Here is a 25,413-nt window from a genome sequence, read left to right on the forward strand (position 1 = left end):
GATAATGATTGAAATTTGATAGTATAGAAGGAATTTTTTACAATGAAAATATTGGCGATAGATACTTCCAATAAGCCACTGAGTGTGGCGGTGTTGGAAGATCAAGAGCTGTTAGCAGAAATAACAACTAATGCACAAAGAAATCACAGTATCACCTTGATGCCCTTAATCAAGGAAGTGTTACAACGAGCAAACATTAAGGTAGCAGACCTGGACCGAATTGCGGTTGCTCAAGGTCCTGGTTCTTATACTGGCTTAAGAATTGGGGTTACAACAGCTAAGACCTTAGCCTTTACCTTAAACAAGGAATTGGTTGGGGTTTCCAGTTTGAAAACTCTAGCGGCGGCTTATCCTAACACCGAGGCGTTACTAGTCCCTGTGTTTGATGCCCGCAGAGAAAATGTATTTGCGGCTGCCTATCAATGGCAAGCAGGTCATTTGGTTGAGGTGATAGCGGAAGGTCACTATGCCTTTGCTAACCTCTGCCAACGCTTAGCTGACTTTAACCAAAAAGTAATCTTTATTGGAAGAGATAGTCAAAATTTTGCGTCTAATTTAAAGGCTAGTGACTTGGATTACCAGCTAGCAAGTTCTAATTTTGCTTACCCACGTGCAATGGAGGTTGCCTTGCTGGGTCAAGTTGCCACGCCAGTAGCCATTCAAACTTTTGTCCCTAATTATCTACGGTTAACGCAAGCGGAAATGCAATGGTTAGAAAAACATCCGGAAGGGAAAGCACACGATGAGTCCTATGTTGAAAAAGTTTAAACGGTTAGTAACCAAGGTTTTATACGGTGAAAGTGAACAGGTGGTGGAGTTTAACAGTCGGACGGATGAAGTAGAAGGAATACACTACTTGATTTGCCGTGCGATTGTCCCCGATATTCCCGAGATGTTAGCTATCGAAAAATCTGTGTATGAGGGCAATACCCCTTGGGATTTCGAGACCTTTAAGGCTGAGTTAAGCAAACGTAAAACCACTTTATACTTAGTCGCTCGTTATGAAGACGAATTGGTAGGTTTTGCTGGGGTGGACTTTAAACGGGCTAACGGTGAAGCTCACATAACTAATGTAGCAGTTACACCCGAGCACCAAAATCGGGGCTTAGGAAGCAAGTTGTTACGGGTCTTAATCGAAAGCGCCCGGAAACAAGAGTGTCAAAACATTGTCTTAGAAGTTAAGGCAAGTAACGATAACGCCCAAAAGGTTTACCAGGATTTAGGCTTTAAGATATTAAACCGCAAGAAGAATTATTATACTGAGGAACAAGAAGACGCGTTAACCATGCGCCTTGATTTAGTTCCAGCAATGGGAAGAGGATAGAAATGGCAGAGAGAAATTTAATTTTGGCCTTTGAATCAAGCTGTGATGAAACCAGTGTGGCCGTAATTGAAAATGGATCTAAAATTCTAGCAAATATTGTGGCTACCCAGATTAATAGCCATAAGCGCTTTGGAGGGGTGGTCCCAGAAGTTGCTAGTCGGCATCATATCGAAGCAATTACCCTCTGTGTGGCTGACGCTTTAGAGCAAGCTCAGGTTAGCTATGAGGACCTCGATGCGGTGGCGGTTACTTATGGTCCCGGCTTGGTGGGGGCTTTGTTGGTAGGGGTAGCTGCAGCTAAAGCAGTGGCCTTTGCCCATAATTTGCCCTTAATTCCTGTTAACCATATGGCGGGTCACATTTATGCCGCCCGCTTTGTTAGCCCCCTAAAGTTTCCAGCCTTAGCGCTGTTGGTTTCTGGGGGGCACACGGAGTTAGTTTACCTAGCGGGGCCAACCGATTTTAAGATTATCGGTGAAACACGGGACGACGCTGCCGGCGAAGCCTACGACAAGGTGGGCCGCGTCTTAGGGTTGAGTTACCCATCCGGTAAAGAAATTGATGAGTTAGCCCACCAAGGGCACGATAGCTTCCATTTTCCCCGGGCAATGGAAAATGAAGACAATTTCGACTTTAGCTTCAGTGGCTTAAAGAGTGCCTTCATCAACACCGTTCACCACGCAGATCAGGTGGGAGAAAGTTTAGATAAGGCTGACTTGGCAGCTAGTTTCCAGGCTAGTGTGGTTGACGTATTGGCCCATAAGACTGTCAAAGCGTTGAGAAAGTTTGACGTTAAGCAGCTAATTTTAGCCGGGGGTGTAGCTGCTAACAAGGGATTGAGAGCACGCTTAGACCAAGAATTAACTGCCTTTCCCGAGGTGGAATTGATTAAAGCTCCCTTGAAATTATGTGGCGATAACGCGGCTATGATTGGGGCAGCCGGTTATGAAGCTTATCAGGCCGGGATTAGGGCGGACCTAGACTTAAACGCCGAACCAAGCTTAGAATTTGAATGGCTTGACTAATTAGCTTTTGAATAGCACATAAAGATGGAGGAGTCCACGAAGACTAACACTTCGTGGGCTCCTCCATTTTCCTATAGGGTGAGATAATCTAAAATATTGAATAAGATGCTTTTATAGCCGGTCATACGAGCGAGTCTTATCTGCCTCAGTAATAGGGCGAATGACCTTGCAAGGGTTGCCGACTGCCACACAGTTGTCGGGGATGTCTTTGGTTACAACGCTGCCTCCGCCGATAACGACGTTAGAGCCAATCGTAACCCCAGGCATTACCTGCACCCCGCCCCCAATCCAAACATTATCGCCCACGGTGATTGGGTAAGCATATTCAAGGCCGGCGTTTCTGCGCTCGTAATCAAGTGGGTGGCCAGCCGTGTAAAAACCACAGTTAGGGGCAACAAAAACATTGTCGCCAAAGGTAACCTTTGCCCCGTCAAGGATGACCAAGTTATGGTTAGCGTAGAAATTTTCCCCCAATTCGATGTTATAACCGTAGTCGCACCAAAATGGGGCGGTGATGGTGTAGTTGTCCTTAGTTTTGCCTAGCAATTTTTGCAAGAGTTGCTTACGTTCAGCCCGTTGGCTAGGGCGCAAGTGGTTATAATCGTAACAAAGTTCCTTGGCAAAGGTGCGCTCTTTAATTAGTTCGGGAGCATAGTTAGCATCGTAGAGTTGTTGGTTAAGCATTTTTTCTTTTTCGGACATAGGAGTAGCCTTCTTTCGTTTTAGTTTAAAAACATTATACCAAAACGTTTTCAAGCAAGATAGTTGGTCTTTTTTTATTAAAATAGTATAATTATTTTCAAAAAGAACATTAAGTGGTGATCTTATTATGGAAAGGAAAAAGTTTAGGGACAGTAAGATTTATCAGTTGTTTGTTAAGTTGAATTCGAAAGATTTTGGTAACTTATTGGATCAAGTCAAGATTCAAAGGTATGAACAAGAAGAACTTAGAAAAAAGGGTGGTTTGCGCCTTCACTTTGAAAAAGAGTATATTGACGCTTTTAACGGGATACGGGAGCGGCGTAAAAGAGATTAAAAAAAATTGATGAATTAATCAGGCTTTCAGTAGGAATTGAGGCTAAAGAGGACTTATTAGCAGATTTAAAGCAAGCCCTCGCTCACAGTTAATAATGACAGGCGTTTCCAAAAAGGGGACGCCTTTTTTGTCGTCACCTAGTCGAAGTGGTAAAATTAAGGCACAAGCTGTTAGTGAGGTGAAAATTAAATGAAGAAATTGGCCGAAAGATTTGAGCAGTTGACCCAAATGCTTGCCCAATTTTTTAATGGGCTAAGCGTGATTGTGATTGCCTTATTAGGGTTAATTCTCTTAGTGCGAATTGGCTTGGAACTTAAGGTGTTAGTGAGTTTGTCTTTGAAGTTAGATGCCGCCAATAACTTTTATCTAATTATGGATAAGATTGTGGCCTTCTTTATTTTGTTTGAATTTTTTGCTATGATTATCAGTGCTTTAAAAAATAAGGGCCACGTCTCAATTACCTTGCTGATGGGCTTGGGACTGACGGCTTTGTTACGGAACTTACTAATTATTCATGATGACTACCTAGACATTATCTTAAACGTGGTGGGTATCTTGTTGTTAGTGGTCGGAATGGCTATCTATCGGCATTACGTTCACCAAGATAGTGATCAGTAGTAGAATTGAGGTTTATGTGACTAAGATAAATTCATTTTTTAAATTATTTTTTGAAAGGTTTGTGGATAGTAATATCAATAACGCCGCCATTGTGATTGCTTATAACGCCTTGTTGGCCATTTTTCCCACGGTGATTTTGGTAGGGAACCTCTTACCCTTATTAAACCTAAAGGCGGATACGATTATGAGTTACCTACAAACCGCCGTGCCACCGACGATTTATAAGACCTTAAACCCGCTAGTGCGGACCTTTTTGACTTCTGGTTCTGGGGGAATTGCCTCAGTCAGTGCCTTAGTTGCCATTTGGGCCGCTAGTCGGGGGATAAACGCCCTCAAACGGGCAATCAATGATGCCTACGGGGTTGATAGTCAAAGTGCCTTTATGACCCGGATTGTTTCGATTGCAATTATTTTTGTCTTCGCCATTTTTTTAGTGGCACTCTTTATTTTCTTTAGTTTCGGGCAGCTGGCCTTAGAAAAATTAAGCCCCATCCTAAACCTGCCCCTGTCCTGGTTAGATACTTTTCGGAGCGTGAAGTGGCCGACAACAATCCTGGGGATTTTTGCCATCCTGTGTTTAATTTACCGCTTCTTGCCCAATGCCAAGGTGCACTGGCGCTGTATCTTTCCCGGGGCGGTGTTAGGGACTGCGGGTTGGATGTTAATCACCCAAGGTTTTTCGATTTACGTTTACTACTTTGCCCAAAGGGTTTTATCCTATGGGGCTTTAGGAACCTTTATCGTCTTATTGTTTTGGCTCAACTATTCGGGCTGGACAATCCTATTAGGGGCGGTTGTTAATGCCAGTTTGGAATACTGCCTGTACGGTAAGGTTACTCCGCGCCGGCCAACCTTTAGAAGAATTTTAGATAACGTTATTCCTAAAAAAGACAACAGCTAGTGTTGTCTTTTTTTATTCGGCTAACTCAGCCAGGACTTTGTCAATTTCATCCAGGTTAAAGCCCTTGCGATAGAGGGCCTGCTTGGTCTTTAGTTGGCGGGTTTTAAGGTCAAAGCGTTGGTAACGGCGCCAAGCTTTTTTGGCTTGGGTGGTTAAGGCTGCTAGTTCTTGGTTAGGATCAACCTGTAAGTCGAGCTGTTCAAGGGCTGAGTTGGCAACGCTAGCGCTAAACCCCTTGGTCATGATGCCAGTGATAATTTTATTTTGCCGGATTTTTAGGGGACTTGCTTGGTGTCTTTTAGCCAGCTTTTGGCCTAGTTTTTTGGCGTTGGCAACCTGGGCTTCCAGCGGAAATTCAAGCAAGGCCCGGTCGATTAGGTTTTCGCCAATGCCTTTTTGGCGGAGTTTTTGGCGGATGACCGTTGGGCCCTTGTCGGAAAGGTTAGCTTGGGTCCGGACGAAACTGTTGGCATAGACCTGGTCGTCTAATAGCCGCAAGTCGAGCAGCTTAGTGAGCACTTCTTTGATGGTAGGTTCATCGATTCCTAATTCTTTAAGGTGGTCGCTAAGCTCCTTTTGGGTCCGGAGTTGGTGACTGAGGTAGTCTAACGCCTTGTTATAAGCTTTGGCTTGTAAGTCAGCACTGGTAATTTGGCTGAGCAGTTGTTTATCGATTTCCATCCCCTTAGCCAGTTGATACTTGATGAGGACGGACTCGGCTACGGGAAAAGCGTAGGTTCCATCGAGGTAGATATTGTAGCGGCCAGCCTTTTTTTGAGCTTGAATTAAAGTGATTTTAGGCAAAATAAAACCTCCGTTCGTCTTTTGCTCTTATTATAAAAGGCTAGGCCCCTAATGTGCAAGGAAAATTAGTCCATGCTATAATTTTGTTAAGCATTTTAGACGAGAGGAATTTTTACTTTGGAGAAAAAACAAGTTGTAGTGAAAACGGGCCAAAAGGTAGTGTTAACCATTAAACGCCTCGGAATTAATGGGGAAGGTATTGGCTATTACAAGCGCAAGATTACCTTTGTTAAGGGGGCCTTACCAGGAGAGGTAATCGTCGCCAAGGTCACCAAGGTCCACCCTAAGTATTTAGAGGCTAGTTTGGTTAAAATCGAAAAGCCAAGTCAAGACCGGGTGGAACCGGTGGATAAGTACGATGTCGGCGGGATTGAATTAGAACATTTGGCTTACCCGGCGCAATTAGCCTTTAAAGAAGATGTGATTAGGCAGGCCCTAGAAAAATTCAAGCCTAAGGGTTATCAAGACTATGAATTACGACCAACCTTAGGGATGGATTACCCCTATGCTTATAGAAATAAGGCGGCCTTTCAGGTTAGAAAAACCAAGTCAGGCCAGGTAATCGCCGGCCTCTATCAGGAGGGCAGTCACCGCTTAGTCGATTTGCCGACCTTTAGTAGCCAGATGCCGTTAACGATGAAAATCATGCGGACCTTAGTAGATTTACTAGCCAAATGGCAAGTACCTCTTTACCAAGAACGCCAACACACCGGAATTTTAAAGACAATTATTGTGCGCGAGTCCGTGGCTAAGCAGAACGCCCAGGTGGTGTTAGTTACACGGACAAGTAAGTTTCCGCAGTTAAATAACCTGGTGGCAGACATTAAGAGTCAACTGCCCGAGGTGGTGTCCATCATGCAAAATATCAATCCGCAAAAAACCTCCTTGTTGTGGGGCGAACAAACGCTAAAGATTTACGGCCAAGACTATTTAGAAGAGCGGTTAGGTGAAGTGGAATTTAGGCTGTCTGCCCGGGCCTTCTTCCAGTTAAATCCGAGCCAAACCAAGGTCTTGTACGATCAAGTGAAACAGGCTTTGGACTTACAAGCTGACGAAAGCCTAATTGATGCCTACTGTGGGGTTGGGACGATTGGCTTGTACGTAGCGCCGGCAGCCAAAGCGGTTTACGGGGTGGATATTATCCCCGAGGCCATTGAAGATGCCCGCCAAAACGCAGCCTTATCTAACCGGTCAAACGTAAACTACGAGGTTGGGGCAGCTGAAAAGGTTATCCCAGCCTGGGTTAAGCAGGGGGTTAAACCGGACGCGCTAGTGGTCGATCCACCACGGACAGGACTAGATGCCCAGTTGATAAAAACTATTTTGCAAGTTAAACCGGCAAAATTTGTCTACGTCTCCTGTAATCCATCTACCTTAGCGCGCGACTTAGTGGCCCTAAGCAAGGTTTATCAGGTTGACTACATCCAATCGGTCGATATGTTTCCGCAGACGGCCCGGGTTGAAGCGGTTGTAAAACTAAGTAAGCGTTAATATTTGATTTGCGCCAAGATTTCTTTAGGCAATTTAAAAGATGTTTGGTATAATAAAACTGATATCGGTGTAACTTACACCTGTGTTTATAGAAAGCAGGGGTTATATGCGTCATTCAAATGGACCTAGAGAAGGCGAATTTATTACCATTAAGAGTTATAAACACGACGGTAGTTTACATCGAACGTGGCGAGATACAATGGTTCTCAAAACTAGTGAAAATGCACTGATTGGCTTAAATGACCATACCTTGGTGACTGAGGCCGATGGAAGAAGATGGGTGACCCGCGAACCTGCTTTGGTTTATTTTCATAAACATTATTGGTTTAACATTGTGACGATGATTAGGGATAATGGGATTTCTTATTATTGTAATTTGGCGTCGCCCGCTTACTTAGATCGAGAAGCATTGAAATATATAGATTATGATTTAGATGTCAAAGTCTTTCCGAATGGCGAAAAGAGATTATTAGACGTTGACGAGTACGAGGAACATGGTGCTAAGTGGCACTATTCTACTAAAACGGATAAAATTTTGAAGCATAACGTTCGGACGCTAGTGGACTGGATCGACCACGGGAAAGGGCCGTTCTCAAAAGAATATGTTGAGATTTGGTACAACCGCTACTTAGAATTGTCGCGTCGACAGTAATGCCGGTTTATAACAAGATGACTCGTAATAATGGTAATTAGTTGTTGGTAATTATTGTTATTACGAGTTTTTTATTAGCAGAAGGGAGTAGTTAGTTTGATGTTTGATAAGAAGAAAAAAGCCCGCCTAATGTATTGGTCATTAGAATTATTATTAGTAGCGGGTTTGATTTTCATGTGTAGTCGATTAGATTTTTTATTTAAACCGATTGGGACCTTTATTTCGACCCTATTTGCGCCGATTATTATTTCAGGGTTCTTGTTTTATCTCTTGAACCCAATTGTAAATTTATTAATGAAGGTGCGCTTTAAACGGTTTAAGGTGGGACGAACGTTAGCGGTGGCGGTGGTCTTTTTGCTATTGATTGCCCTAATCGTGCTCTTGTCTGCGTCGGTAATGCCTAAAATTATCGGCCAGTTCCAAGAGTTGATTGCTAAAGTCCCAGCCTATATTAAGGAAGCGCAGAAGCTAATTTTAAGTCTTAATCAACAAGAAAATTTACCAACCTGGTTAAAGAATTTAGACCTAGATAGTTATATGAAGCAGTTAGAAGGTTCGCTGTCAGAAATGATTAAGAAGTTTGCCTTCTCATTAACCAGTGGCATCGGCTCTGTCATCGGAGCGGTGGCCAACGTGGCGGTGACCTTAGTGACCGTGCCGTTTATCGTCTTTTACATGTTAAAGGATGGGCCTAAATTACTGCCAAATATCAAGAAGGTCTTTAGCCCTAGACATGCTGATGCAATCGAAAACTTATTGGGACAAATGAGTGCGACAATTGCTAAGTATATTTCTGGGCAAGCAATCGAATGTTTAGCCGTTGGAACGATGAGCGTGATTGGTTATGGGTTAATCGGCCTGCCTTACGCCTTAATTATCGGGATATTTGCGGGGATAACTAATATTATTCCTTACCTGGGTCCATATATTGGCTTAATTCCCGCTTTATTTATTGCCAGCACCCATTCACTTAAGTTATTAATCTTAGTGGTGATTGTTTGTGTGGTGGTCCAACAGATTGATGGTAACTTAGTTTATCCAAACGTAATTGGCAAGTCGCTAGAAATTCATCCCCTAACAATTATTTTGCTACTGTTAGTGGCCGGTAATTTGGCCGGCTTGTTAGGAATGATTTTAGGGGTGCCGGTTTATGCGGTGGCTAAGGTCATTATTAAGTATTTTTATGACATTTACCGCTTACGGACAAGCGAAGACACTAAGTCTCAAAACATGGATTAATTCAATATGTTATAATAGGCAAGAAATAAAATATCTTTAAAATAGTAGGTGTAGTAAAATGACAGAAAAAATTGCGGTTTTAGGAGCAGGTTCATGGGGTAGTGTCCTCGCTAAGGTTTTGGTAGAAAATGGACATGAAGTGGCTCTTTGGTCTAACTCCCAAGCTCAAGTTGATGAGTTAAACCAACAGCACACCAACGCTAAGTATTTACCTGATTTAATTTATCCAGAAGCTTTAAAGGCAACCACTGACTTAAAGGCAGCGGTTAAGGATGCCGGCACAGTTTTATTTGTAGTGCCAACTAAGGTCATCCGCTTGGTGGCCCAACAATTAATCGAAGTTTTAGAAGAATTGGGCACTAAGCCTTTGATTGTACACGCAAGTAAGGGCTTGGAATTAGGCAGTCACAAACGGATTTCAGAAGTGATTGCCGAAGAAATTCCTACTAAGTATCGCAGTGGGATGGTAGTCTTATCAGGCCCAAGTCACGCTGAAGAAGTAGCTCGTCAAGATATTACATTAATTACCGCGGCCAGTGAAGATTTAGCCAATGCTAAGAAGGTGCAAGCCTTATTTATGAATGATTACCTCAGAATTTATACCAACAGTGACGTGGTGGGGGTTGAAACTGGGGCGGCCTTTAAAAACGTAATCGCAATCGGAGCCGGGGCTTTACACGGTTTAGGTTATGGTGATGATGCCAAGGCGGCCTTAATGACCCGGGGCTTAGCAGAAATCAGTCGCCTGGGGGTAAGTTTTGGCGCCGATCCTTTGACCTTCATCGGTTTATCTGGTGTAGGTGATTTGATTGTAACTTGTACCAGTGTCCACTCACGCAACTGGCGTGCCGGTGATCAGTTAGGTCAAGGCAAGTCCTTAGAAGACGTAATTGCTAACATGGGGATGGTTATCGAGGGAATTAATACCTGCAAGGCTGCCTACGAGTTAGCACAACAAAAGGGAATTGAGATGCCAATCACCCAAGCAATCTACAATGTTTTATATAAACAAGCTGACATTAAGTCAGAAATTGCTAACCTCATGCAACGTGAAGGCAAAACCGAATAGGTGGTGTCTAAGTGAAGAAGGTATTAACTTATGGAACCTTTGACCTCCTACATCGGGGCCACGTACGCTTATTGAAGCGGGCGGCTGCCTTAGGTGATTACTTAATCGTTGGGTTGTCTACTGATGAGTTCAATGCCATCAAGGGAAAAAAGGCCTATACGAGTTATGCAGATCGTAAGTACATCTTAGAGGCAATTCGCTATGTTGATGAGGTTATCCCCGAACGTGACTGGGAACAAAAGGTAAAAGATGTTCAGGCAAATCAGGTTGATATTTTTGTGATGGGTGACGACTGGCAGGGGAAATTTGATTTTCTGAAGGACTACTGTCAGGTGGTTTACCTACCACGTACCCAGGGAATTTCGACTACTAAGATAAAAGAAGACTTAGAGAAAAAAGGTCGTGGATAAGACTATTAGCGGGACAAAGGGGATTTTATGATTAAAATTAAAGAAATAGTCGCAACGCTCATCCCAATTATAATAGGTGGTCTGATTGCCTTAGTAATCAAAACGTTTCTAGTAACGGCAATTAGTGTGGATGGCAGTTCGATGGCCCCTAATTTATATGCCAATGAAACGGTGGTCTTGTTGCGTCATGCGCAGGTTAAAAGAAATCAGATTGTGGTTTTTAAAGCCGCTGGGGTAGATAAAAATAACCACTACCTAAAGCCCAATACGCTGTATATCAAGCGGGTAATTGGGATGCCGGGTGACCGTATTAGGTACAGTAAGCAGGGTAACCTTTATATTAACGGCAAGTATCAGGCCCAAAGCTACATCAGCCCCTTACAACGCAAACTGGGAACGACCTTACTAAACCCGGGGATTAAACCAGCTAAGGGAATTCGCTTGGGGTCTAACCGGACTTTTAAGGTGCCGGCTAAAACCTACTTTGTATTAGGGGATAATCGGACCATTTCTAACGACAGTCGTTACTATGGCTTTGTTCCCGCTGAAAAAATTCAAGGGGTGGCTAAGGCCCTCCCCTGGTCGCGGAATCATCAATTAGTTAATAGTTATAAATAAGAAGCAAAAGGTGGGGCAAGTTTGTCTCACTTTTTTGGCTTAATGATGATTAATTGACCATAGCTAAAAAGCTTGGTAGTATTAGAAAGATAATGAATTAGAAGATAATCAGGTGAATTCAATGGCAAAATTAGAAATAAAATACATTACTAAAAGTGCCCCGATGTTAACTGATAGTAAGGATAATAAAGGTGCTCCCGTTAAGTTTTGGGAACTGCGGGGAATTAGGATGGATATTTCAGCCGGGGAAGCCGTGGGCTTAATCGGGATGAATACCGCTAGCAAGTCCTTGTTGCTCCAAATTATTGCGGGTAACGTTAAGCAAACCACAGGCTTTATCACGACTAAGCACCCCATTAACCTTGCTAGTTTAAGTGAAATTGATAACAGTCTTTCTGGCTTAGAAAATATTCGCAAGGTCATTAAGCAAAAAGAAGTGGACGAATTGAAGGGCAACCACCTAACCAACGCGGTGATTAACTTTATCGACTTTGGTCAGTGGCTCTACCAACCGGCAAGCAGCTATTCTTTAGGAATGAAGGCGCGCTTGGCCTTAGGGTTAGCACTGTTTATTGAGCCTAAGGTAGTCTTGATTGACGAAGTATTAGGCTTATTAGACCGGCCGTTTTTCAATAAAGTCGCCCAAAAAATCCAAGACCTTAAAGATGTGGGCTGTTCTTTTATCATCGCTGACACTAAGCAACTGTATATGGAACAGTTTTGTGAACGAACTATGTGGCTCCAATTTGGGCAGGTCCAAGACTTTGGGCCCACTAAGGAAGTCTTAGAACAATTTACCTTTGCCCAAGAATGGTTTAACTCTTTAAGTTTGCCCGAACAAAATGAATACTTGGCAGATAAGCAGTTCGAGCAGGTTCAATTTGACGTTAATAAGGTTTACGAAGAATTCAAGGTAGAACAATTTAAACACGGCTATACCCGTAAGGACGAACCCCGGATGCGTAAGGCCTTCTTTGTGGAACGGGGGTTAGACCCAGTCGTGGTTGAACAAGATCAAAAGGACAAACAAGTACAGTCTAAGCAACCTAAAACAAGCTCTAATTTTACGGCCTGGGCTTTAGGAGCGCTAGTAATTTTAATCTTGGCTGGGGGGACCACTTACTGGTGGCATGCACACCAAAGTACCTCTACCAGTCAAGTTGCTAAAAGTAAGCAGAGTAGCTCTAAGTCAAGCAAGCTGACGTCATCACAGTTAGCGGCCTCTCGCAAAGCGGCTTCTTCTGTTAAAGCTGCCGAGGAAGCTTCTAAGCAAAAGGCTTCAGCCAGTCAAGCACAAGCAGCTGCCAAAAAATCTTCCGAAGATGCAGCTAAGGCGGCTTCTTCGGCGGCAGCGGCTTCCTCGTCATCACTAGCAGCTAAGCGTGCCAACGCCCAAACCATTGAGGTAGTCGATGGCGATACACTGGAAAGTCTAGCTGAAAAGTATGCGACGACGGTGTCTGAGATTCAAAGCCTCAATGACTTAGGTTCAAGTAATACGATTAAGACTGGCGACACCTTGTATGTGCCTAAATAATCTGTGAGGTGACAAAATGATATCTGACTTCGCGAGAATAGCGTTGGCGCTGTTTGCAATTATCTGGTCCTTTCTGGCACATGCGACTGTTAAGGCCAGCCAACTCCTAGACGCGCATAACCAAGATTCACTGAGGGTATTAGCGGATAAATTTCCTAAAAAGCAAGCCAAACTAGCTAGGCTAGCTGATAATTTGGCTGACTATAGCCTGCGCTTATTTGTAGCCAAGGGCTTTCTTTACCTTTTAGGGGTGGTGCTAGTTGCTTCACTAGCGGCCAGTTACGTAGGCTTTAATGTTTGGTGGGTGCTCGCAATTACCTTAGTTGAAACCTACTATTTTGTTTGGCAAGATGGCCGGGCTCAGGCACTAATTTCCGAGCGGTTTAAAAATTACGTCGGGTTTGCCTACTACTTGGGTCTGCTGTTTGCGCCGTTAACTTGGCTAGTGGAACTCTTATTGCCTAAAATCAAGGTACCAGTCGAAAGTAAAACTAATTCTTGGAAGGAAATTGTTCACCAAATTGAGCTAGGTCACAATAGTGGTGAGCTAGACAATGATGAATTTGAGATGATTGACGGGGTTATCTCCATGCACGAAAAGATGGCTAAAGAAGTCATGGTGCCAAGAATCGATGCCTTCATGATTGACATCACTAACGATAACGAACGAAGCATCGACAATATCATCGAAATGAATTACTCCCGGGTCCCAGTTTACCATGAGGATAAGGATAATATTGTTGGGGTAATTCACATCAAAAAACTCCTCAAGGCGGCTAGACGCTATGGCTTTGACCACATTACGATTAGACAGGTGATGCAACCTGCCTTCTTTGTGCCAGAAACAATCATGATTGATGAATTACTGTTTCAGATGAAGAAGTCGCAAAACCAATTGGCAATTCTCCTTGATGAATACGGTGGGGTCGTAGGGCTGGTAACACTGGAGGATTTATTGGAAGAAATTGTTGGTGAAATTGAAGATGAGACCGATGAACCGACTGAAACGGTTAAGCAGTTAAGTGAAACCGAGTTTTTAATTGATGGCAAGATGCCGGTAGATGATTTTAACGATGAGTTTGCCGCCCACCTCGAAACGACGACCGCCGATACCATCGCGGGTTATGTTATTGAGCAACTGGGCTTCTTCCCTGAAGAGGGGCAGGTTTTAAATGTGCGCACACCGGAAGGCATTATTTTAGAAACTCACCAGGTGATTGATGGCACTAGGATTGCCGAGATTAAGCTCAGGCTGCCCCAACAGTTAGCCAAGCTTTACGATAAACGGATTTTAGAACAGGCCAAATTAGATGAAAAATTAGGAAATTAGTGAGGTAATAATGGATACACAAACTTTAAAACAAGCAGTTGAAAAACGCCGGACCTTTGCGATTATTTCGCACCCCGATGCGGGGAAAACAACCATTACTGAACAGCTCTTGCTCTTTGGGGGAGTTGTTCGCCAAGCCGGGACGGTTAAGGCCAAAAAGTCGGGGAACTTTGCAAAGTCCGACTGGATGGAAATCGAAAAGAAGCGGGGAATTTCGGTTACTAGTTCCGTAATGCAATTTGATTATGCCGGCAAGCGGGTTAACATCTTGGATACCCCCGGGCACGAAGATTTTTCTGAAGATACTTACCGGACGCTCATGGCCGTTGACTCAGCCGTGATGGTAATCGACTCTGCCAAGGGGATTGAGCCCCAAACCAAGAAGCTCTTCAAGATTTGTAAGATGCGGGGAATTCCTATTTTTACCTTCATCAACAAGTTGGACCGGGATGGACGCGACCCAATGGATCTAGTGGCAGAATTAGAAGAGGTCTTAGGCATTGAAGGTTACGCGATGAACTGGCCAATCGGGATGGGCAAGGGTCTCAAGGGCTTGTATGATATTTACAATAACAGAATTGAGCTTTACCGGACAGAAGACAAGGGGGAATCATTCTTGCCTTTAGACGAAGACGGTAAGCTAGCTGTTGCTAACCCCTTGGAAGAAGAAAGTATCTACCAACAAGTGTTAGAAGAAGTTGAATTAATTAAGGGCGCCGGAAGTGAATTTGACGCTGATAAGATTGCTCACGGTGAGTTGACCCCAGTCTTTTTCGGCTCGGCCTTGACTAATTTCGGGGTAAAAACTTTCTTAGATGCTTACCTACAGTTTGCCCCTGCTCCAAGTGCACATAAAACGGAGGCAGGCACTGAGGTAGCTCCTACTAGCGAGAATTTTTCCGGCTTTATCTTTAAAATTCAAGCCAATATGAATCCTAACCACCGTGACCGGATTGCCTTTGTCAGAATCTGTTCCGGTGAATTCGAACGGGGAATGGACGTTGTCTTAAACCGGACTGGTAAAAAGATGCGCCTATCTAACTCAACTCAATTTATGGCTGATAGCCGGGAAACAGTTGAAACCGCGGTGGCCGGTGATATTATCGGTCTGTATGATACTGGTAATTTCCAAATTGGGGATACGATTTATACGGGTAAAAAGGCACTTCAATACGAAAAGCTACCACAATTTACCCCCGAACTCTTTATGCGGGTTACGGCTAAAAACGTAATGAAGCAAAAGTCATTCCATAAAGGGATTCAACAATTAGTGCAAGAAGGAGCAGTCCAACTTTACCAAAGTTACAGTACGGGTGACTATATCTTAGGGGCCGTTGGGCAACTACAATTTGAAGTCTTTCAATTCAGAATGGCTAATGAATACAATTCGGAAGTTCTTATGACTCCGATGGGGCATAAGACGGCCCGTTGGATCAATCCAGACCAATTGGATGAGAAAATGTCCAGTTCAAGAAACCTATTGGTCAAGGATCGTTATGGGGCACCGCTATTCTTATTTGAGAATGACTTTGCCGAAAGATGGTTTAAGGATAAGTATCCTGACGTAGAGTTAACAAGTAAATTGTAAGCAATATAAAAACTTTTTAGACAAAAACAACCTCCAAAGTGGGGTTGTTTTTCTTTTGGAATAAAGTTTGGTTAGTATGCCAATTTAGGAATAGTATAAGTTTTAAGATTAGAAAGGTTAAAGCAAAATTTAATAATTTCAAGAAAGCGCTTTAGGTCGGGCTTGAGCGCCTCTTTAAAGATTGTGAAAGATTTAATTGTTATAATTTTTATTGAAAAAAACTAGTAAAAGGTATAGTATAAATCTTGTAAGAAAACGCTTTATTTTTGATTTGGAGGTAATCACATATGTTAAAAGTTGACGAGAGATTAGACAATAAAGCATGGGACGGTTTTAAAGGCGGCGATTGGCAAACAGAAATCGACGTTCGTGACTTTATCCAAAATAACTTTACTCAATATAATGGTGACCAATCCTTCTTGGAAGGTCCAACCGAAGCAACCACTAAGTTAAACGATCAATTAGTTGATTTGAAACTTAAGGAACGGGCTGCTGGTGGCGTTTTAGAAGCAGATACCAAGATTGTGTCAACTATCACCTCCCACAAACCAGGCTACTTAGACAAGAGCCTTGAAAAGATTGTGGGTGTTCAAACAGATAAGCCAATGAAGAAAGCCTTAATGCCATTTGGTGGGATTCGGATGGCTAAGGATGCTTTGGAAGCTTACGGTTTGAAGTTAGACCCAGAAGTTGAATACATCTTTACTGAATTGTCCAAGACGCACAACCAAGGGGTCTTCGATGCTTACAATGCTGACATTCGCCGGGCACGTCACAACAAGATTATTACTGGTTTACCAGATGCTTATGGTCGTGGTCGGATTGTCGCTGACTTCCCACGGGTAGCTTTATACGGGATTGACCGCTTGATTGCCGCTAAGATTGAAGATTTAAACAACTACGGCGACGGTGAAATGACTGATGACGTAATCCGGATGCGGGAAGAAATTTCTGACCAAATCAAAGCCTTAAAAGATATGAAGAAGATGGCCGAATCATACGGTTATGACATTTCTCAACCAGCTCAAAATGCGCAAGAAGCAATCCAATGGTTATACTTTGGTTACTTAGCAGCTATTAAGCAACAAAACGGGGCTGCAATGTCAATCGGTCGGATTGATGCCTTCATCGATATCTACATTGAACGTGACTTAGAACGGGGCGTATTAACTGAAAAAGAAGCCCAAGAATTAATCGACCAATTCACAATGAAGTTACGGATGGTAACCTTTGCACGGACACCTGAATACAACTCCCTCTTCTCTGGTAACCCAATTTGGGCAACCCTATCATTAGCAGGGATGGGCTTAGATGGTCGTCACCATGTTACTAAGACAGCCTTCCGCTTCTTGAACACATTACACAACATGGGAGCTGCTCCTGAACCAAACATTACTTTACTTTGGTCAGAAAACCTACCTGAAACCTTCAAGAAGTATGCAGCTAGTGTTTCCATCGATAGTTCAACCATTCAATACGAAAATGATGATTTAATGGTTAAGACTTGGGGAACAGACTACTATGGTATTGCTTGCTGTGTTTCTGCACAACCAATCAAAGATGGGGTTCAATTCTTCGGTGCCCGGGCAAACTTAGCTAAGACAGTTCTTTATGCTATCAACGGTGGTAAGGATGAATTAACTAAGCAACAAGTTGGTCCTAAGTATGAACCAATTACATCTGAATACATTGACTATGATGAATTTATGGCTAAGTTCGATGACATGTTAGAATGGGTTGCCGATGTTTATGTAAACGCCTTGAATGCAATTCACTACATGCACGACAAGTATTACTATGAATCAGCTCAATTAGCCTTGAAGGATACCCGCTTAGACCGGACCTTTGCTACCGGGATTTCAGGTTTATCAGTAGCCGCTGACTCAATTTCTGCTATCAAGTACGGTCACGTTAAGGTTATCCGTGATGAAGATGGCATGGCAGTTGACTTCGTTGCTGAAAATGACTTCCCACGTTATGGTAATAACGATGATAGGGTAGATGACATTGCTAAATTCTTAGTTAAGGATCTTTACACTAAGATGAACAAGCATCACCTATACAGAGGGGCTAAGTTATCAACATCTGTTTTGACTATTACTTCTAATGTTGTTTATGGTAAGAATACTGGTTCTACTCCTAACGGCCGGAAAGCCGGCGAACCATTTGCCCCAGGTGCTAACCCAGCATACGGTGCAGATACATCCGGTGCCTTAGCTTCATTACTTTCTGTTGCTAAGATTCCTTATCGTTACGCAACCGATGGTATTTCTTACACATTCGCCGTAACCCCACAAACATTAGGTCATGACGAAGCTGCCAAGGAAAATACCTTAGTAAATATGATTAGTGGTTACATGAAGAACGATGGTCACCACTTGAACATCAACGTCTTCAACCGTGACACATTGCTAGATGCTCAAGCACATCCAGAAAAATACCCAACGTTAACAATCCGTGTTTCTGGTTACTGCGTATACTTCGCTGATTTAACTAAGGAACAACAAGACGATGTTATCGCAAGAACATTCCACTCATCACTTTAAGATGAAAGGTAACGTTGGCTGATAATTAAGGACAACGAATGGTGAGTTTGTTCATCATTCGTTGTTTTTGTAAGAAGGAAACTAGATTTATGAGGGTGGTATAAGTGAGAGAAAAAAATCCATTATTAAAGCCAGTGCCAATGCGGGACGGGCAAGTTGAAGGTTATGTTCATTCAATCGAAACCTTTGGGGCAGTCGATGGGCCCGGAATTAGGTTTGTGGTCTTTATGCAGGGTTGTCATATGCGCTGTAAGTTCTGCCACAACCCAGACACTTGGAAGACCAACGTTGGTACTAAGATGACTTCTGATGAAGTCTTAGAACAAGCCTTACCTTATAAGGCCTTCTGGGGTGATCAGGGGGGGATTACCTTGTCAGGGGGGGAAATCCTCTTGCAGATTGACTTTGCCTTAGAACTATTTACCAAGTGCAAGGAACTAGGAATCAGCACTTGCTTGGATACTTGTGGGCAACCATTTACTAGACGGCAACCTTGGTTTGATAAGTTCCAAAAGCTAATGGATGTCACCGACATTTTGTTGGTAGATATTAAACATATCAACTCGGATGAACACAAGCGGTTAACAGGTTTTCCAAACGAAAATATCTTAGACTTAACCCGTTATCTATCAGATATCGGCAAACCGGTTTGGATTCGGCACGTCCTAATTCCGGGTATCACCGACGTTGATAAGTACCTAATGGAACTCGATGCTTATATCAAGACCCTCCATAACGTTGAAAAGGTAGAAATTTTACCTTACCATACCATGGGTGTTCATAAGTATCATGAAATGGGAATTAAGTACCGCTTGGAGGGGGTAGAACCTCCTACCGAAGACCGGGTCAAAAACGCCCAAGAACTCCTGCACTGTGATGATTACCGGGGCTATCTCTCCTGGCGTCCAGGGATTAAGACCTTTAATCCTTAAGCAACATTAAAAAACTGCCTCCACTAGTTTAGTGGGGGCAGTTTTTTGGTTAGTGCTTAGATGAAGCTAATTTACGCTTGCTGTAATGGTAAAGCCAAAAGCAAGGTCCGGCTAGTAAAAAGAGGATGCTCATAAGCAAGGCCTTACATAAATTGTAGGCCCAATTTAAGGCATTGTCATAGGACATAGTGTAAGGCGACAGGTACTCGTAGGGGTTAACGTTAACCCCATCAGATGACCACTTTTTTCGCTTTGAGTGAGCCGCTAAATCTTGGTGGTAAAAATCTAAGGCCCTAGTCTTATAAGACTTGAAATTTTCCGGCTGGGAAATAAAAACTAGTGGGTGAAGTAACCGAAACCACGGTAGTAATAACAGGTTAAACCCAAAGTAAAGTTGACTGAGCCTAAAATGATAAGACAAATCGGTAAAGTCAAGTTCGCGCCGATAAATAAGGATGGCTAAGAAGGCCAAGCAACCAGTTAAAAGATAGGCTAATAATCTCAGTGATAAAAATAAGTATTTCATACGATGTCCCCTTTAATTAAAATAAAAAAACAATTATACTAGTGATTGTTAATTATTTTATAATTTAATTATAACAAATTAAGGGGTGTGATTAAATGGGAGAAAATCGGTGGTCGTTTGGAAGACAGTTATACTGGGGGCTAATCTTTTTTCTAGGCTTTGTTTTTTTAAGTCTTTTTTTCTTTGACGAAAGTGAGCGGTTTAAAAATTTGTTTGAACTAAGTTTAGGCTTACTAGCGGTGTTAGTGGCCTGTTACAGTAAGCGGGGCTTGAAAATTTTAAAGTACAGGCCAAGCTTTGGACGTCAAACTAGGTGGTTACAATGGTTAGGCCTAGGGTGTTTGCTTTACATGATGCTAGTCGGACATGTCTTTAGCAGCATTTACGCCCTCTTTTTTGACCGTCACTTCTTAGATGATACGTTAATTGCCCTGGGGGCAGCTACCTTGGAAGAAGGAATTTGCCGGGGCTTTTTACTGAGTGGCTTTTTGGGCTTAGCGGTTTATTATGGCTTTAAACGGAAGTTAGTCTGGGCTAGTTTTGCTGCGGCAGTGACTTTTAGTGGCTTTCACTTAATTAATTTATTGGGCACACCGGTTACGGTTGTTAGCCAGCAATTATTTTATAGTCTAGCGATGGGGGTCTTTTTAGCGGCTAGTTATTTTGCGACCAATAATTTGCTAGTTCCGCTTGGAATCCACTTCTTACTGGATTGGGGGCCTAGTTATAATTACCAGCCCCAGCCAAGTTCCTGGCTGACCTTACTGGCGGTCTTTTTACCCTTGCTGCTAGTTTCAAGTTGGTATCTGGTTGTTTTAGATCGGCAAGTCAGTGATTACTTCTAGTTAGTAAACTTGTTATAATAGGGGTAGCAAATCTAGAAAGGGGCATAGCTATGCAAAAGAGTCTAAAAAATACCTTGGTGGCCGGGTTAGCGGCGGGGTTGATTTCTGGTTTAGTTAAATTAGGCTGGGAAAATATCTTGCCACCAAGAACGCCGCAACGTGATGCCGTTAACCCACCGCAAACATTTTTACAACAATTAGGGATTCCAGCCAAGGTCACCCAGTCGACTTACAGCTACTCTGGCCACCAAATGCCTTGGGCTAGCTTTTTAGTTCACTTCGGTTTTTCGGTAACCTTTGCGACCACTTATGCACTCGCATTGGAAAAGAAGGTGACCTGGTTAACCAAAAAGCAGGGACTACCCTTTGGGGTGGCAATGTGGATTGCCTTTCACTTGGTAATCATGCCGGCAATGAAGACTATTCCGGCTGCTAAGCGCCAACCGCTAGCAGAACACGTCTCGGAAATCTTAGGCCACATGTTTTGGATGTACACCAACCACGAGGTGGCTAAGGAAATTCTTGACCGCTTGGATAGAAAATAAGGACTTAATAAACAGCCGTAAGAGGCTGTTTATTTTTTTTGCGTAAATTTTCTTTACATAATCTTTACACAAGCCCCCAAGAGCCTTTACATAAGTCAGGTATGATGAAGGTGACAAAGAAAGGAAGAAGGCTCATGAAAAAAATAGTGCAAATTACAGCGCTTAGCCTGTTTTTAGGGCTTTTTTTAAGCGCTTGTGGTAACGAAAATAAGATTAAACAAGTAACGATTGTGGGGTCGACGGCTTTACAACCGATGGTAGAAGTGGCTGCAGAAGAATATCAAACTCATAATGAAGGAATCAGTATTACCGTTCAAGGTGGTGGCTCTGGAACTGGTTTGAGCCAAGTCCAAGCCGGGGCGGTAACGATTGGTAACTCTGATATTTACGCAGCCGAACAGCCGGGGATTAAAGCAGATAAGCTAGTTGATCATAAGGTAGCTGTTGTAGGGATTGGCCCAATTGTCCACAAGGGGGTTGGGGTAAAAAACGTCAGCATGGAGCAGCTGGCTGGAATCTTCACAGGTAAATATACTAACTGGAAACAGTTAGGCGGCAAAGACCAGGAAATTATTGTTATCAACCGGGCACAAGGAAGCGGAACCCGGGCCGCCTTTGAAGGTAAGGTGCTGCCTAAACAAAAGGCCCTTAACGCCCAAGAACAAGAGTCAAGTGGAACCGTAGCCAAAATGGTGGCGGCTACTCCGGGCGCAATCAGTTACGTGGCCTTTTCTTATTTTAAGGACAACGTGACGGCGCTAGCGGTTAACGGGATAAAGCCAACGGACCAAAACGTGATGACTAATACGTGGAAAATTTGGGCTTATGAGCATATGTATACCAAGGGTCAGCCTGATTTACAAACAAAAAAGTTCTTAGATTACATGCTCTCAAAAGAAATTCAAACGAAGGTAGTTAAAAAACTTGGTTATATTTCCATCAACGAGATGAAAGTTAAAGCAGACTAGGGGTGAGGATGAAGATGGACAAGATTAAAGAAAAAATTACCAGTAACTCAAAGGAAACTCGGCAAGAATTGCGGGGCAAAATCTTAACTTATAGTGCCATTGGCCTAATTATTTTAGTAGTATTAGCAATTTTTATCTTTGTAGCTTCTAAGGGGTTAGCGACCTTTATCCAAGATAAGGCTAGTTTAAAGACCTTTTTAACGACGACTACCTGGAACCCTAATGTCTTAGGGGCAGACGGCAAACCCTTAGTCGGAGCTTTACCAATGATTGCCGGTTCATTTGGGGTTACCATTTTAGCCGCCTTATTGGCAACCCCTTTTGCGGTGGGAACTGCTTTGTATATGACGGAGCTTGCCGGCAAACGGGGACGGGACTTCTTGCAGGTCGTAATTGAATTATTGGTCGGCATTCCTTCGGTTGTCTATGGTTTTATCGGCTTAAACGTAGTCGTTCCCTTCGTTAGAAATCATTTTGGCGGTTCGGGCTACGGAATTTTAGCCGGGGCGGTGGTACTGTTTGTAATGATTTTGCCAACGGTAACCTCGATGACAGTCGATGCCTTAAAGGCGGTTCCCAAGCACTATAAGTCAGCCTCCTTGGCCTTGGGTGCCACCCAGTGGCAAACCATCTATAAGGTGTTATTACGTGCAAGTATCCCCGGAATTTTGACGGCGGTAATTTTTGGAATGGCGCGGGCCTTTGGGGAAGCTTTGGCGGTACAAATGGTAATCGGTAACGCCTCCTTACTACCAACCAGTTTGTTGAACCCAGCTTCGACTCTAACTAGTGTCTTGACAATGGGAATTGGTAATACCGTCATGGGGACAACTGCTAATAATGCCTTGTGGTCCCTAGCCTTAGTGCTCTTGTTAATGTCACTACTATTCAATGTCTTAGTTCGCTGGGTCGTTAGAAAGAGGAAGATGTAATGAATGCAAAACTACAAAATAAAATTGCTTTAACCATTATTAAATTAATCGCAGGAATTGTGGTCTTAATCTTGGCCTTTTTAATCGGCAAGATTTTACTCGAGGGGCTCCCCCACATTTCTTGGCAATTCTTGACTTCACCTGCCAAGGCCTTTGAAGCCGGGGGTGGGGTTGGAATTCAGCTCTTTAATTCCTTTTACCTCTTGGTGTTAACCCTCTTAATTTCTTTTCCGATTTCACTAGGGGCAGGGATTTACCTTTCCGAGTATGCCCCTAAAAATGCCGTGACTGCTACGGTGCGGATGGCCATCGAAGTCTTGAGTTCCCTTCCTTCCGTGGTGGTTGGCTTGTTTGGCTTCTTGTTATTTGTGGTCCAATTTAAATTTGGCTACTCAATTTTATCCGGGGCAATTGCCTTGACCTTTTTTAACTTGCCACTACTAACTAGAAATATTGAGGAATCTTTACAAGCAGTGCCTAACCTCCAGCGGGAAGCGGGGTTAGCCCTTGGTTTGTCAAAGTGGCGGACGGTCAACAAGATTATTTTGCCTGAGGCTTTACCTGGAATTGTAACTGGGATTGTTCTTAGTGCTGGTCGAATCTTCGGTGAAGCGGCTGCCTTAATCTTTACCGCCGGGCAGAGTGCAACTAACGTTGATTTTACAAATTGGAATCCATTTGCCTCAAATAGTCCCCTTAATTTGATGCGACCAGCGGAAACTTTGGCAGTGCACATTTGGAAAATTAATTCGGAAGGGATTATGCCCGATGCCGACGCTGTTTCCGCGGGTGCTTCCGCAGTCTTGATTATTGCAGTGCTAGTCTTTAACCTGGGGGCCCGATTCTTGGGCAATTACCTCTATAAGAAGTTGACAGCAGCGGCTAGCAAGTAAGGAGTGATTTTTTTGAATCAATATGACTTAAAGCAAAACTATATTTTACCTTTACCAGAGCCAGAACATGAAATTGCCTTAGAAACCAAGAACTTAGAGGTTTTTTACGGAGCTAAGCAGGCCTTTTTTGAAGGCAACCTAAAGTTTGAACGCTATAAAATTACTTCCTTAATTGGAGCTTCGGGCTGTGGCAAGTCGACTTACTTACGGTCACTAAACCGGATGAACGATGGCATCGGTACGGTAAAGGGACAGATTTTATACCGGGATTTAGATATCAACGGTCCAGACATTAATGTTTACGAGTTAAGAAAGCACATTGGGATGGTTTTCCAACGGCCTAACCCCTTTTCTAAATCAATCAAGGAAAATATTACCTTCGCCTTGAAGGAAAATGGCCTCAAAGATAAGGAAAAGTTGGCGGAAATTGTAGAAGAGAGTCTTAAAAAAGCCGCTTTGTGGGATGAGGTCAAAGATGATTTAAATAAGAGCGCGCTTGCACTGTCAGGGGGCCAACAACAACGCCTCTGCATTGCGCGGGCAATCGCGATGTCACCAGATATCTTGCTGATGGACGAACCGTGCTCAGCTTTAGACCCGATTTCAACCTTGAAGGTAGAAGAAACAATGTTGGAACTAAAGAAGAACTACACCATCATTATCGTGACCCACAATATGCAACAGGCCTCGCGGGTGAGTGATTACACGGCCTTCTTTCACATGGGCCACGTCCTAGAGTTTGATAAGACCAAGAAAATTTTCACTAATCCAACCATTCAAGCGACTGATGATTACGTTTCAGGGAATTTTGGTTAGAAGGGATAGCAAATGACAGAATTAATTACAACCCAAGACGTGCACCTCTACTATGGAAAAAAAGAGGCGCTCAAAGGAATTGATTTAAATTTTCCAGATAAAGGAATTCATGCCTTAATCGGACCGTCTGGTTGCGGTAAGTCGACCTACCTACGGTGTCTAAACCGGATGAATGATTTAATTGAAAATGTTAAAATTACCGGGAGCTTTAAATTAGCCGGCCAAGATATTTATGGGCCTAAGACGGACTTAGTTGAACTGCGAAAGCAGGTGGGGATGGTCTTTCAACAGCCTAATCCCTTCCCATTTTCAATTTACGAAAACGTTACTTATGGTTTGAGGTTAGCCGGGATTAAGGATAAGCAACTCCTAGATGAACGGGTAGAAACAAGCTTGAAGCAAGCTGCCGTTTGGGATGAAGTTAAGGATAACCTTAATAAAAGTGCCTTAGCGCTCTCAGGGGGGCAGCAACAACGGGTCTGCATTGCCCGCGTGTTAGCCGTAAAACCCCAGGTGATTCTACTAGACGAGCCGACTAGTGCACTTGACCCGGTGTCCAGCAATTTAATCGAAGACATGTTGTTAACTATTAAGGATGACTACACTATCATTATTGTGACCCACAATATGCAACAGGCTTCTAGAATCTCGGATACAACCTCCTTCTTCTTAAACGGGGAGTTAATTGAAACAGGCAAGACCAAGCATGTCTTTTTAAATCCTAAAAAACAGGCAACAAATGATTATCTCAGTGGGCGCTTTGGCTAA

The 25,413-nt window shown here is 43.2% G+C and carries 27 protein-coding genes and 1 pseudogene; 25 read left to right on the forward strand and 3 right to left on the reverse strand.

Going from position 1 to position 25,413, the window contains the following annotated elements; genetic code table 11:
• The first annotated feature begins 42 nt into the window (after nt 1–42).
• From tsaB to tsaD, 3 genes are read left to right on the forward strand one after another with little or no spacing between them, the layout of a single operon-like run.
• Nucleotides 43–768: a tRNA (adenosine(37)-N6)-threonylcarbamoyltransferase complex dimerization subunit type 1 TsaB gene (tsaB, locus tag N4597_RS02875; RefSeq protein WP_089143917.1), complete on the forward strand. Its 726-nt coding sequence runs from the start codon at nt 43–45 to the stop codon at nt 766–768.
• Nucleotides 743–1,324 (forward strand): ribosomal protein S18-alanine N-acetyltransferase, encoded by a 582-nt coding sequence (gene rimI, locus N4597_RS02880; RefSeq protein WP_089143918.1) that lies wholly within the window; start codon nt 743–745, stop codon nt 1,322–1,324. Before tsaB ends, rimI begins: the two co-directional genes overlap by 26 nt.
• A 2-nt stretch (nt 1,325–1,326) precedes the next feature.
• Complete coding sequence (tsaD, locus tag N4597_RS02885; RefSeq protein WP_089143919.1) at nt 1,327–2,349, forward strand: tRNA (adenosine(37)-N6)-threonylcarbamoyltransferase complex transferase subunit TsaD; 1,023 nt, start codon at nt 1,327–1,329, stop codon at nt 2,347–2,349.
• A 111-nt stretch (nt 2,350–2,460) separates the two neighbouring features.
• Here tsaD and N4597_RS02890 read toward each other — a convergent pair whose 3' ends face one another.
• Nucleotides 2,461–3,051 (reverse strand): sugar O-acetyltransferase, encoded by a 591-nt coding sequence (locus tag N4597_RS02890; RefSeq protein WP_101812050.1) that lies wholly within the window; start codon nt 3,049–3,051, stop codon nt 2,461–2,463.
• Nucleotides 3,052–3,178: 127 nt separating this feature from the next.
• Between N4597_RS02890 and N4597_RS02895 the strand changes: the two genes are divergently transcribed.
• The 4 genes and pseudogenes from N4597_RS02895 (at nt 3,179) to N4597_RS02910 (ending at nt 4,904) form a co-directional block, all read left to right on the forward strand.
• Nucleotides 3,179–3,385 (forward strand): hypothetical protein, encoded by a 207-nt coding sequence (locus N4597_RS02895; RefSeq protein ID WP_089143921.1) that lies wholly within the window; start codon nt 3,179–3,181, stop codon nt 3,383–3,385.
• An 8-nt stretch (nt 3,386–3,393) separates the two neighbouring features.
• Nucleotides 3,394–3,477 (forward strand): annotated as a pseudogene (locus N4597_RS02900) (PLP-dependent transferase); the annotation flags it as partial.
• Between the two features lie 97 nt (nt 3,478–3,574).
• Entirely contained in the window at nt 3,575–4,003 is a 429-nt protein-coding gene (psiE, locus tag N4597_RS02905; RefSeq protein WP_202021864.1) for a phosphate-starvation-inducible protein PsiE, read from the forward strand.
• 16 nt (nt 4,004–4,019) lie between these two features.
• Nucleotides 4,020–4,904: a YihY/virulence factor BrkB family protein gene (locus tag N4597_RS02910; RefSeq protein ID WP_225440921.1), complete on the forward strand. Its 885-nt coding sequence runs from the start codon at nt 4,020–4,022 to the stop codon at nt 4,902–4,904.
• Nucleotides 4,905–4,916: 12 nt separating this feature from the next.
• Here N4597_RS02910 and recX read toward each other — a convergent pair whose 3' ends face one another.
• Nucleotides 4,917–5,708 carry a recombination regulator RecX gene (recX, locus tag N4597_RS02915; RefSeq protein WP_179211210.1) on the reverse strand — a complete coding sequence of 264 codons (792 nt, stop codon included), beginning with the start codon at nt 5,706–5,708 and terminating at the stop codon, nt 4,917–4,919.
• Between the two features lie 117 nt (nt 5,709–5,825).
• On the opposite strand from recX, the gene rlmD reads away from it, so the two are divergent.
• The 11 genes from rlmD to pflA all read left to right on the forward strand — a co-directional run bounded on the left by rlmD (nt 5,826) and on the right by pflA (nt 19,120).
• Nucleotides 5,826–7,199, forward strand: a complete 1,374-nt coding sequence (gene rlmD / locus N4597_RS02920) for a 23S rRNA (uracil(1939)-C(5))-methyltransferase RlmD (protein ID WP_172586537.1) — start codon at nt 5,826–5,828, stop codon at nt 7,197–7,199.
• A gap of 106 nt (nt 7,200–7,305) precedes the next feature.
• Nucleotides 7,306–7,851: a DUF402 domain-containing protein gene (locus N4597_RS02925; protein WP_050610800.1), complete on the forward strand. Its 546-nt coding sequence runs from the start codon at nt 7,306–7,308 to the stop codon at nt 7,849–7,851.
• Between the two features lie 99 nt (nt 7,852–7,950).
• Nucleotides 7,951–9,090 (forward strand): AI-2E family transporter, encoded by a 1,140-nt coding sequence (locus N4597_RS02930; RefSeq protein ID WP_050610799.1) that lies wholly within the window; start codon nt 7,951–7,953, stop codon nt 9,088–9,090.
• A 58-nt stretch (nt 9,091–9,148) separates the two neighbouring features.
• Nucleotides 9,149–10,159 (forward strand): NAD(P)H-dependent glycerol-3-phosphate dehydrogenase, encoded by a 1,011-nt coding sequence (locus N4597_RS02935; protein ID WP_094127999.1) that lies wholly within the window; start codon nt 9,149–9,151, stop codon nt 10,157–10,159.
• An 11-nt stretch (nt 10,160–10,170) separates the two neighbouring features.
• A complete protein-coding gene (gene tagD / locus N4597_RS02940; protein WP_056976195.1) occupies nt 10,171–10,569 on the forward strand; it encodes a glycerol-3-phosphate cytidylyltransferase in 399 nt (132 codons plus the stop codon).
• Nucleotides 10,570–10,596: 27 nt separating this feature from the next.
• Nucleotides 10,597–11,187, forward strand: coding sequence for a signal peptidase I (gene lepB, locus N4597_RS02945; protein ID WP_260904540.1), 591 nt, complete (start codon nt 10,597–10,599; stop codon nt 11,185–11,187).
• A gap of 121 nt (nt 11,188–11,308) precedes the next feature.
• On the forward strand, nt 11,309–12,724 hold the full coding sequence (locus N4597_RS02950) for an ATP-binding cassette domain-containing protein (RefSeq protein ID WP_192944344.1): 1,416 nt from the start codon (nt 11,309–11,311) through the stop codon (nt 12,722–12,724).
• A gap of 16 nt (nt 12,725–12,740) precedes the next feature.
• Nucleotides 12,741–14,054 (forward strand): hemolysin family protein, encoded by a 1,314-nt coding sequence (locus tag N4597_RS02955; RefSeq protein ID WP_089143927.1) that lies wholly within the window; start codon nt 12,741–12,743, stop codon nt 14,052–14,054.
• Between the two features lie 10 nt (nt 14,055–14,064).
• On the forward strand, nt 14,065–15,642 hold the full coding sequence (locus N4597_RS02960) for a peptide chain release factor 3 (RefSeq protein WP_192944343.1): 1,578 nt from the start codon (nt 14,065–14,067) through the stop codon (nt 15,640–15,642).
• A gap of 287 nt (nt 15,643–15,929) precedes the next feature.
• Nucleotides 15,930–18,188 carry a formate C-acetyltransferase gene (pflB, locus tag N4597_RS02965; protein WP_089143928.1) on the forward strand — a complete coding sequence of 753 codons (2,259 nt, stop codon included), beginning with the start codon at nt 15,930–15,932 and terminating at the stop codon, nt 18,186–18,188.
• Nucleotides 18,189–18,328: 140 nt separating this feature from the next.
• Entirely contained in the window at nt 18,329–19,120 is a 792-nt protein-coding gene (pflA, locus tag N4597_RS02970; RefSeq protein WP_094131297.1) for a pyruvate formate-lyase-activating protein, read from the forward strand.
• A 49-nt stretch (nt 19,121–19,169) separates the two neighbouring features.
• Here pflA and N4597_RS02975 read toward each other — a convergent pair whose 3' ends face one another.
• A complete protein-coding gene (locus N4597_RS02975; protein ID WP_239460440.1) occupies nt 19,170–19,646 on the reverse strand; it encodes a hypothetical protein in 477 nt (158 codons plus the stop codon).
• A gap of 95 nt (nt 19,647–19,741) precedes the next feature.
• On the opposite strand from N4597_RS02975, the gene N4597_RS02980 reads away from it, so the two are divergent.
• From N4597_RS02980 to pstB (N4597_RS03010), 7 genes are all read left to right on the forward strand, one after another.
• The gene (locus N4597_RS02980; protein WP_260904546.1) at nt 19,742–20,491 is read left to right on the forward strand and encodes a CPBP family intramembrane glutamic endopeptidase; all 750 of its coding nucleotides are present in this window, start codon (nt 19,742–19,744) and stop codon (nt 20,489–20,491) included.
• A gap of 50 nt (nt 20,492–20,541) precedes the next feature.
• Nucleotides 20,542–21,036 carry a DUF1440 domain-containing protein gene (locus N4597_RS02985; RefSeq protein ID WP_204773069.1) on the forward strand — a complete coding sequence of 165 codons (495 nt, stop codon included), beginning with the start codon at nt 20,542–20,544 and terminating at the stop codon, nt 21,034–21,036.
• A 134-nt stretch (nt 21,037–21,170) separates the two neighbouring features.
• Nucleotides 21,171–22,004: a phosphate ABC transporter substrate-binding protein gene (locus N4597_RS02990; RefSeq protein WP_260904549.1), complete on the forward strand. Its 834-nt coding sequence runs from the start codon at nt 21,171–21,173 to the stop codon at nt 22,002–22,004.
• A 14-nt stretch (nt 22,005–22,018) separates the two neighbouring features.
• Complete coding sequence (pstC, locus tag N4597_RS02995) at nt 22,019–22,936, forward strand: phosphate ABC transporter permease subunit PstC (protein WP_089143932.1); 918 nt, start codon at nt 22,019–22,021, stop codon at nt 22,934–22,936.
• The gene (gene pstA / locus N4597_RS03000) at nt 22,936–23,829 is read left to right on the forward strand and encodes a phosphate ABC transporter permease PstA (protein WP_056976209.1); all 894 of its coding nucleotides are present in this window, start codon (nt 22,936–22,938) and stop codon (nt 23,827–23,829) included. The genes pstC and pstA overlap by 1 nt, the downstream gene beginning before the upstream one ends.
• 12 nt (nt 23,830–23,841) lie before the next feature.
• Nucleotides 23,842–24,645 carry a phosphate ABC transporter ATP-binding protein PstB gene (gene pstB / locus N4597_RS03005; RefSeq protein WP_191997410.1) on the forward strand — a complete coding sequence of 268 codons (804 nt, stop codon included), beginning with the start codon at nt 23,842–23,844 and terminating at the stop codon, nt 24,643–24,645.
• A gap of 12 nt (nt 24,646–24,657) precedes the next feature.
• Nucleotides 24,658–25,413 carry a phosphate ABC transporter ATP-binding protein PstB gene (gene pstB, locus N4597_RS03010; RefSeq protein WP_056976211.1) on the forward strand — a complete coding sequence of 252 codons (756 nt, stop codon included), beginning with the start codon at nt 24,658–24,660 and terminating at the stop codon, nt 25,411–25,413.

The organism is Ligilactobacillus agilis, from assembly GCF_025311475.1.
In the GTDB taxonomy this organism is placed as follows: domain Bacteria; phylum Bacillota; class Bacilli; order Lactobacillales; family Lactobacillaceae; genus Ligilactobacillus; species Ligilactobacillus agilis.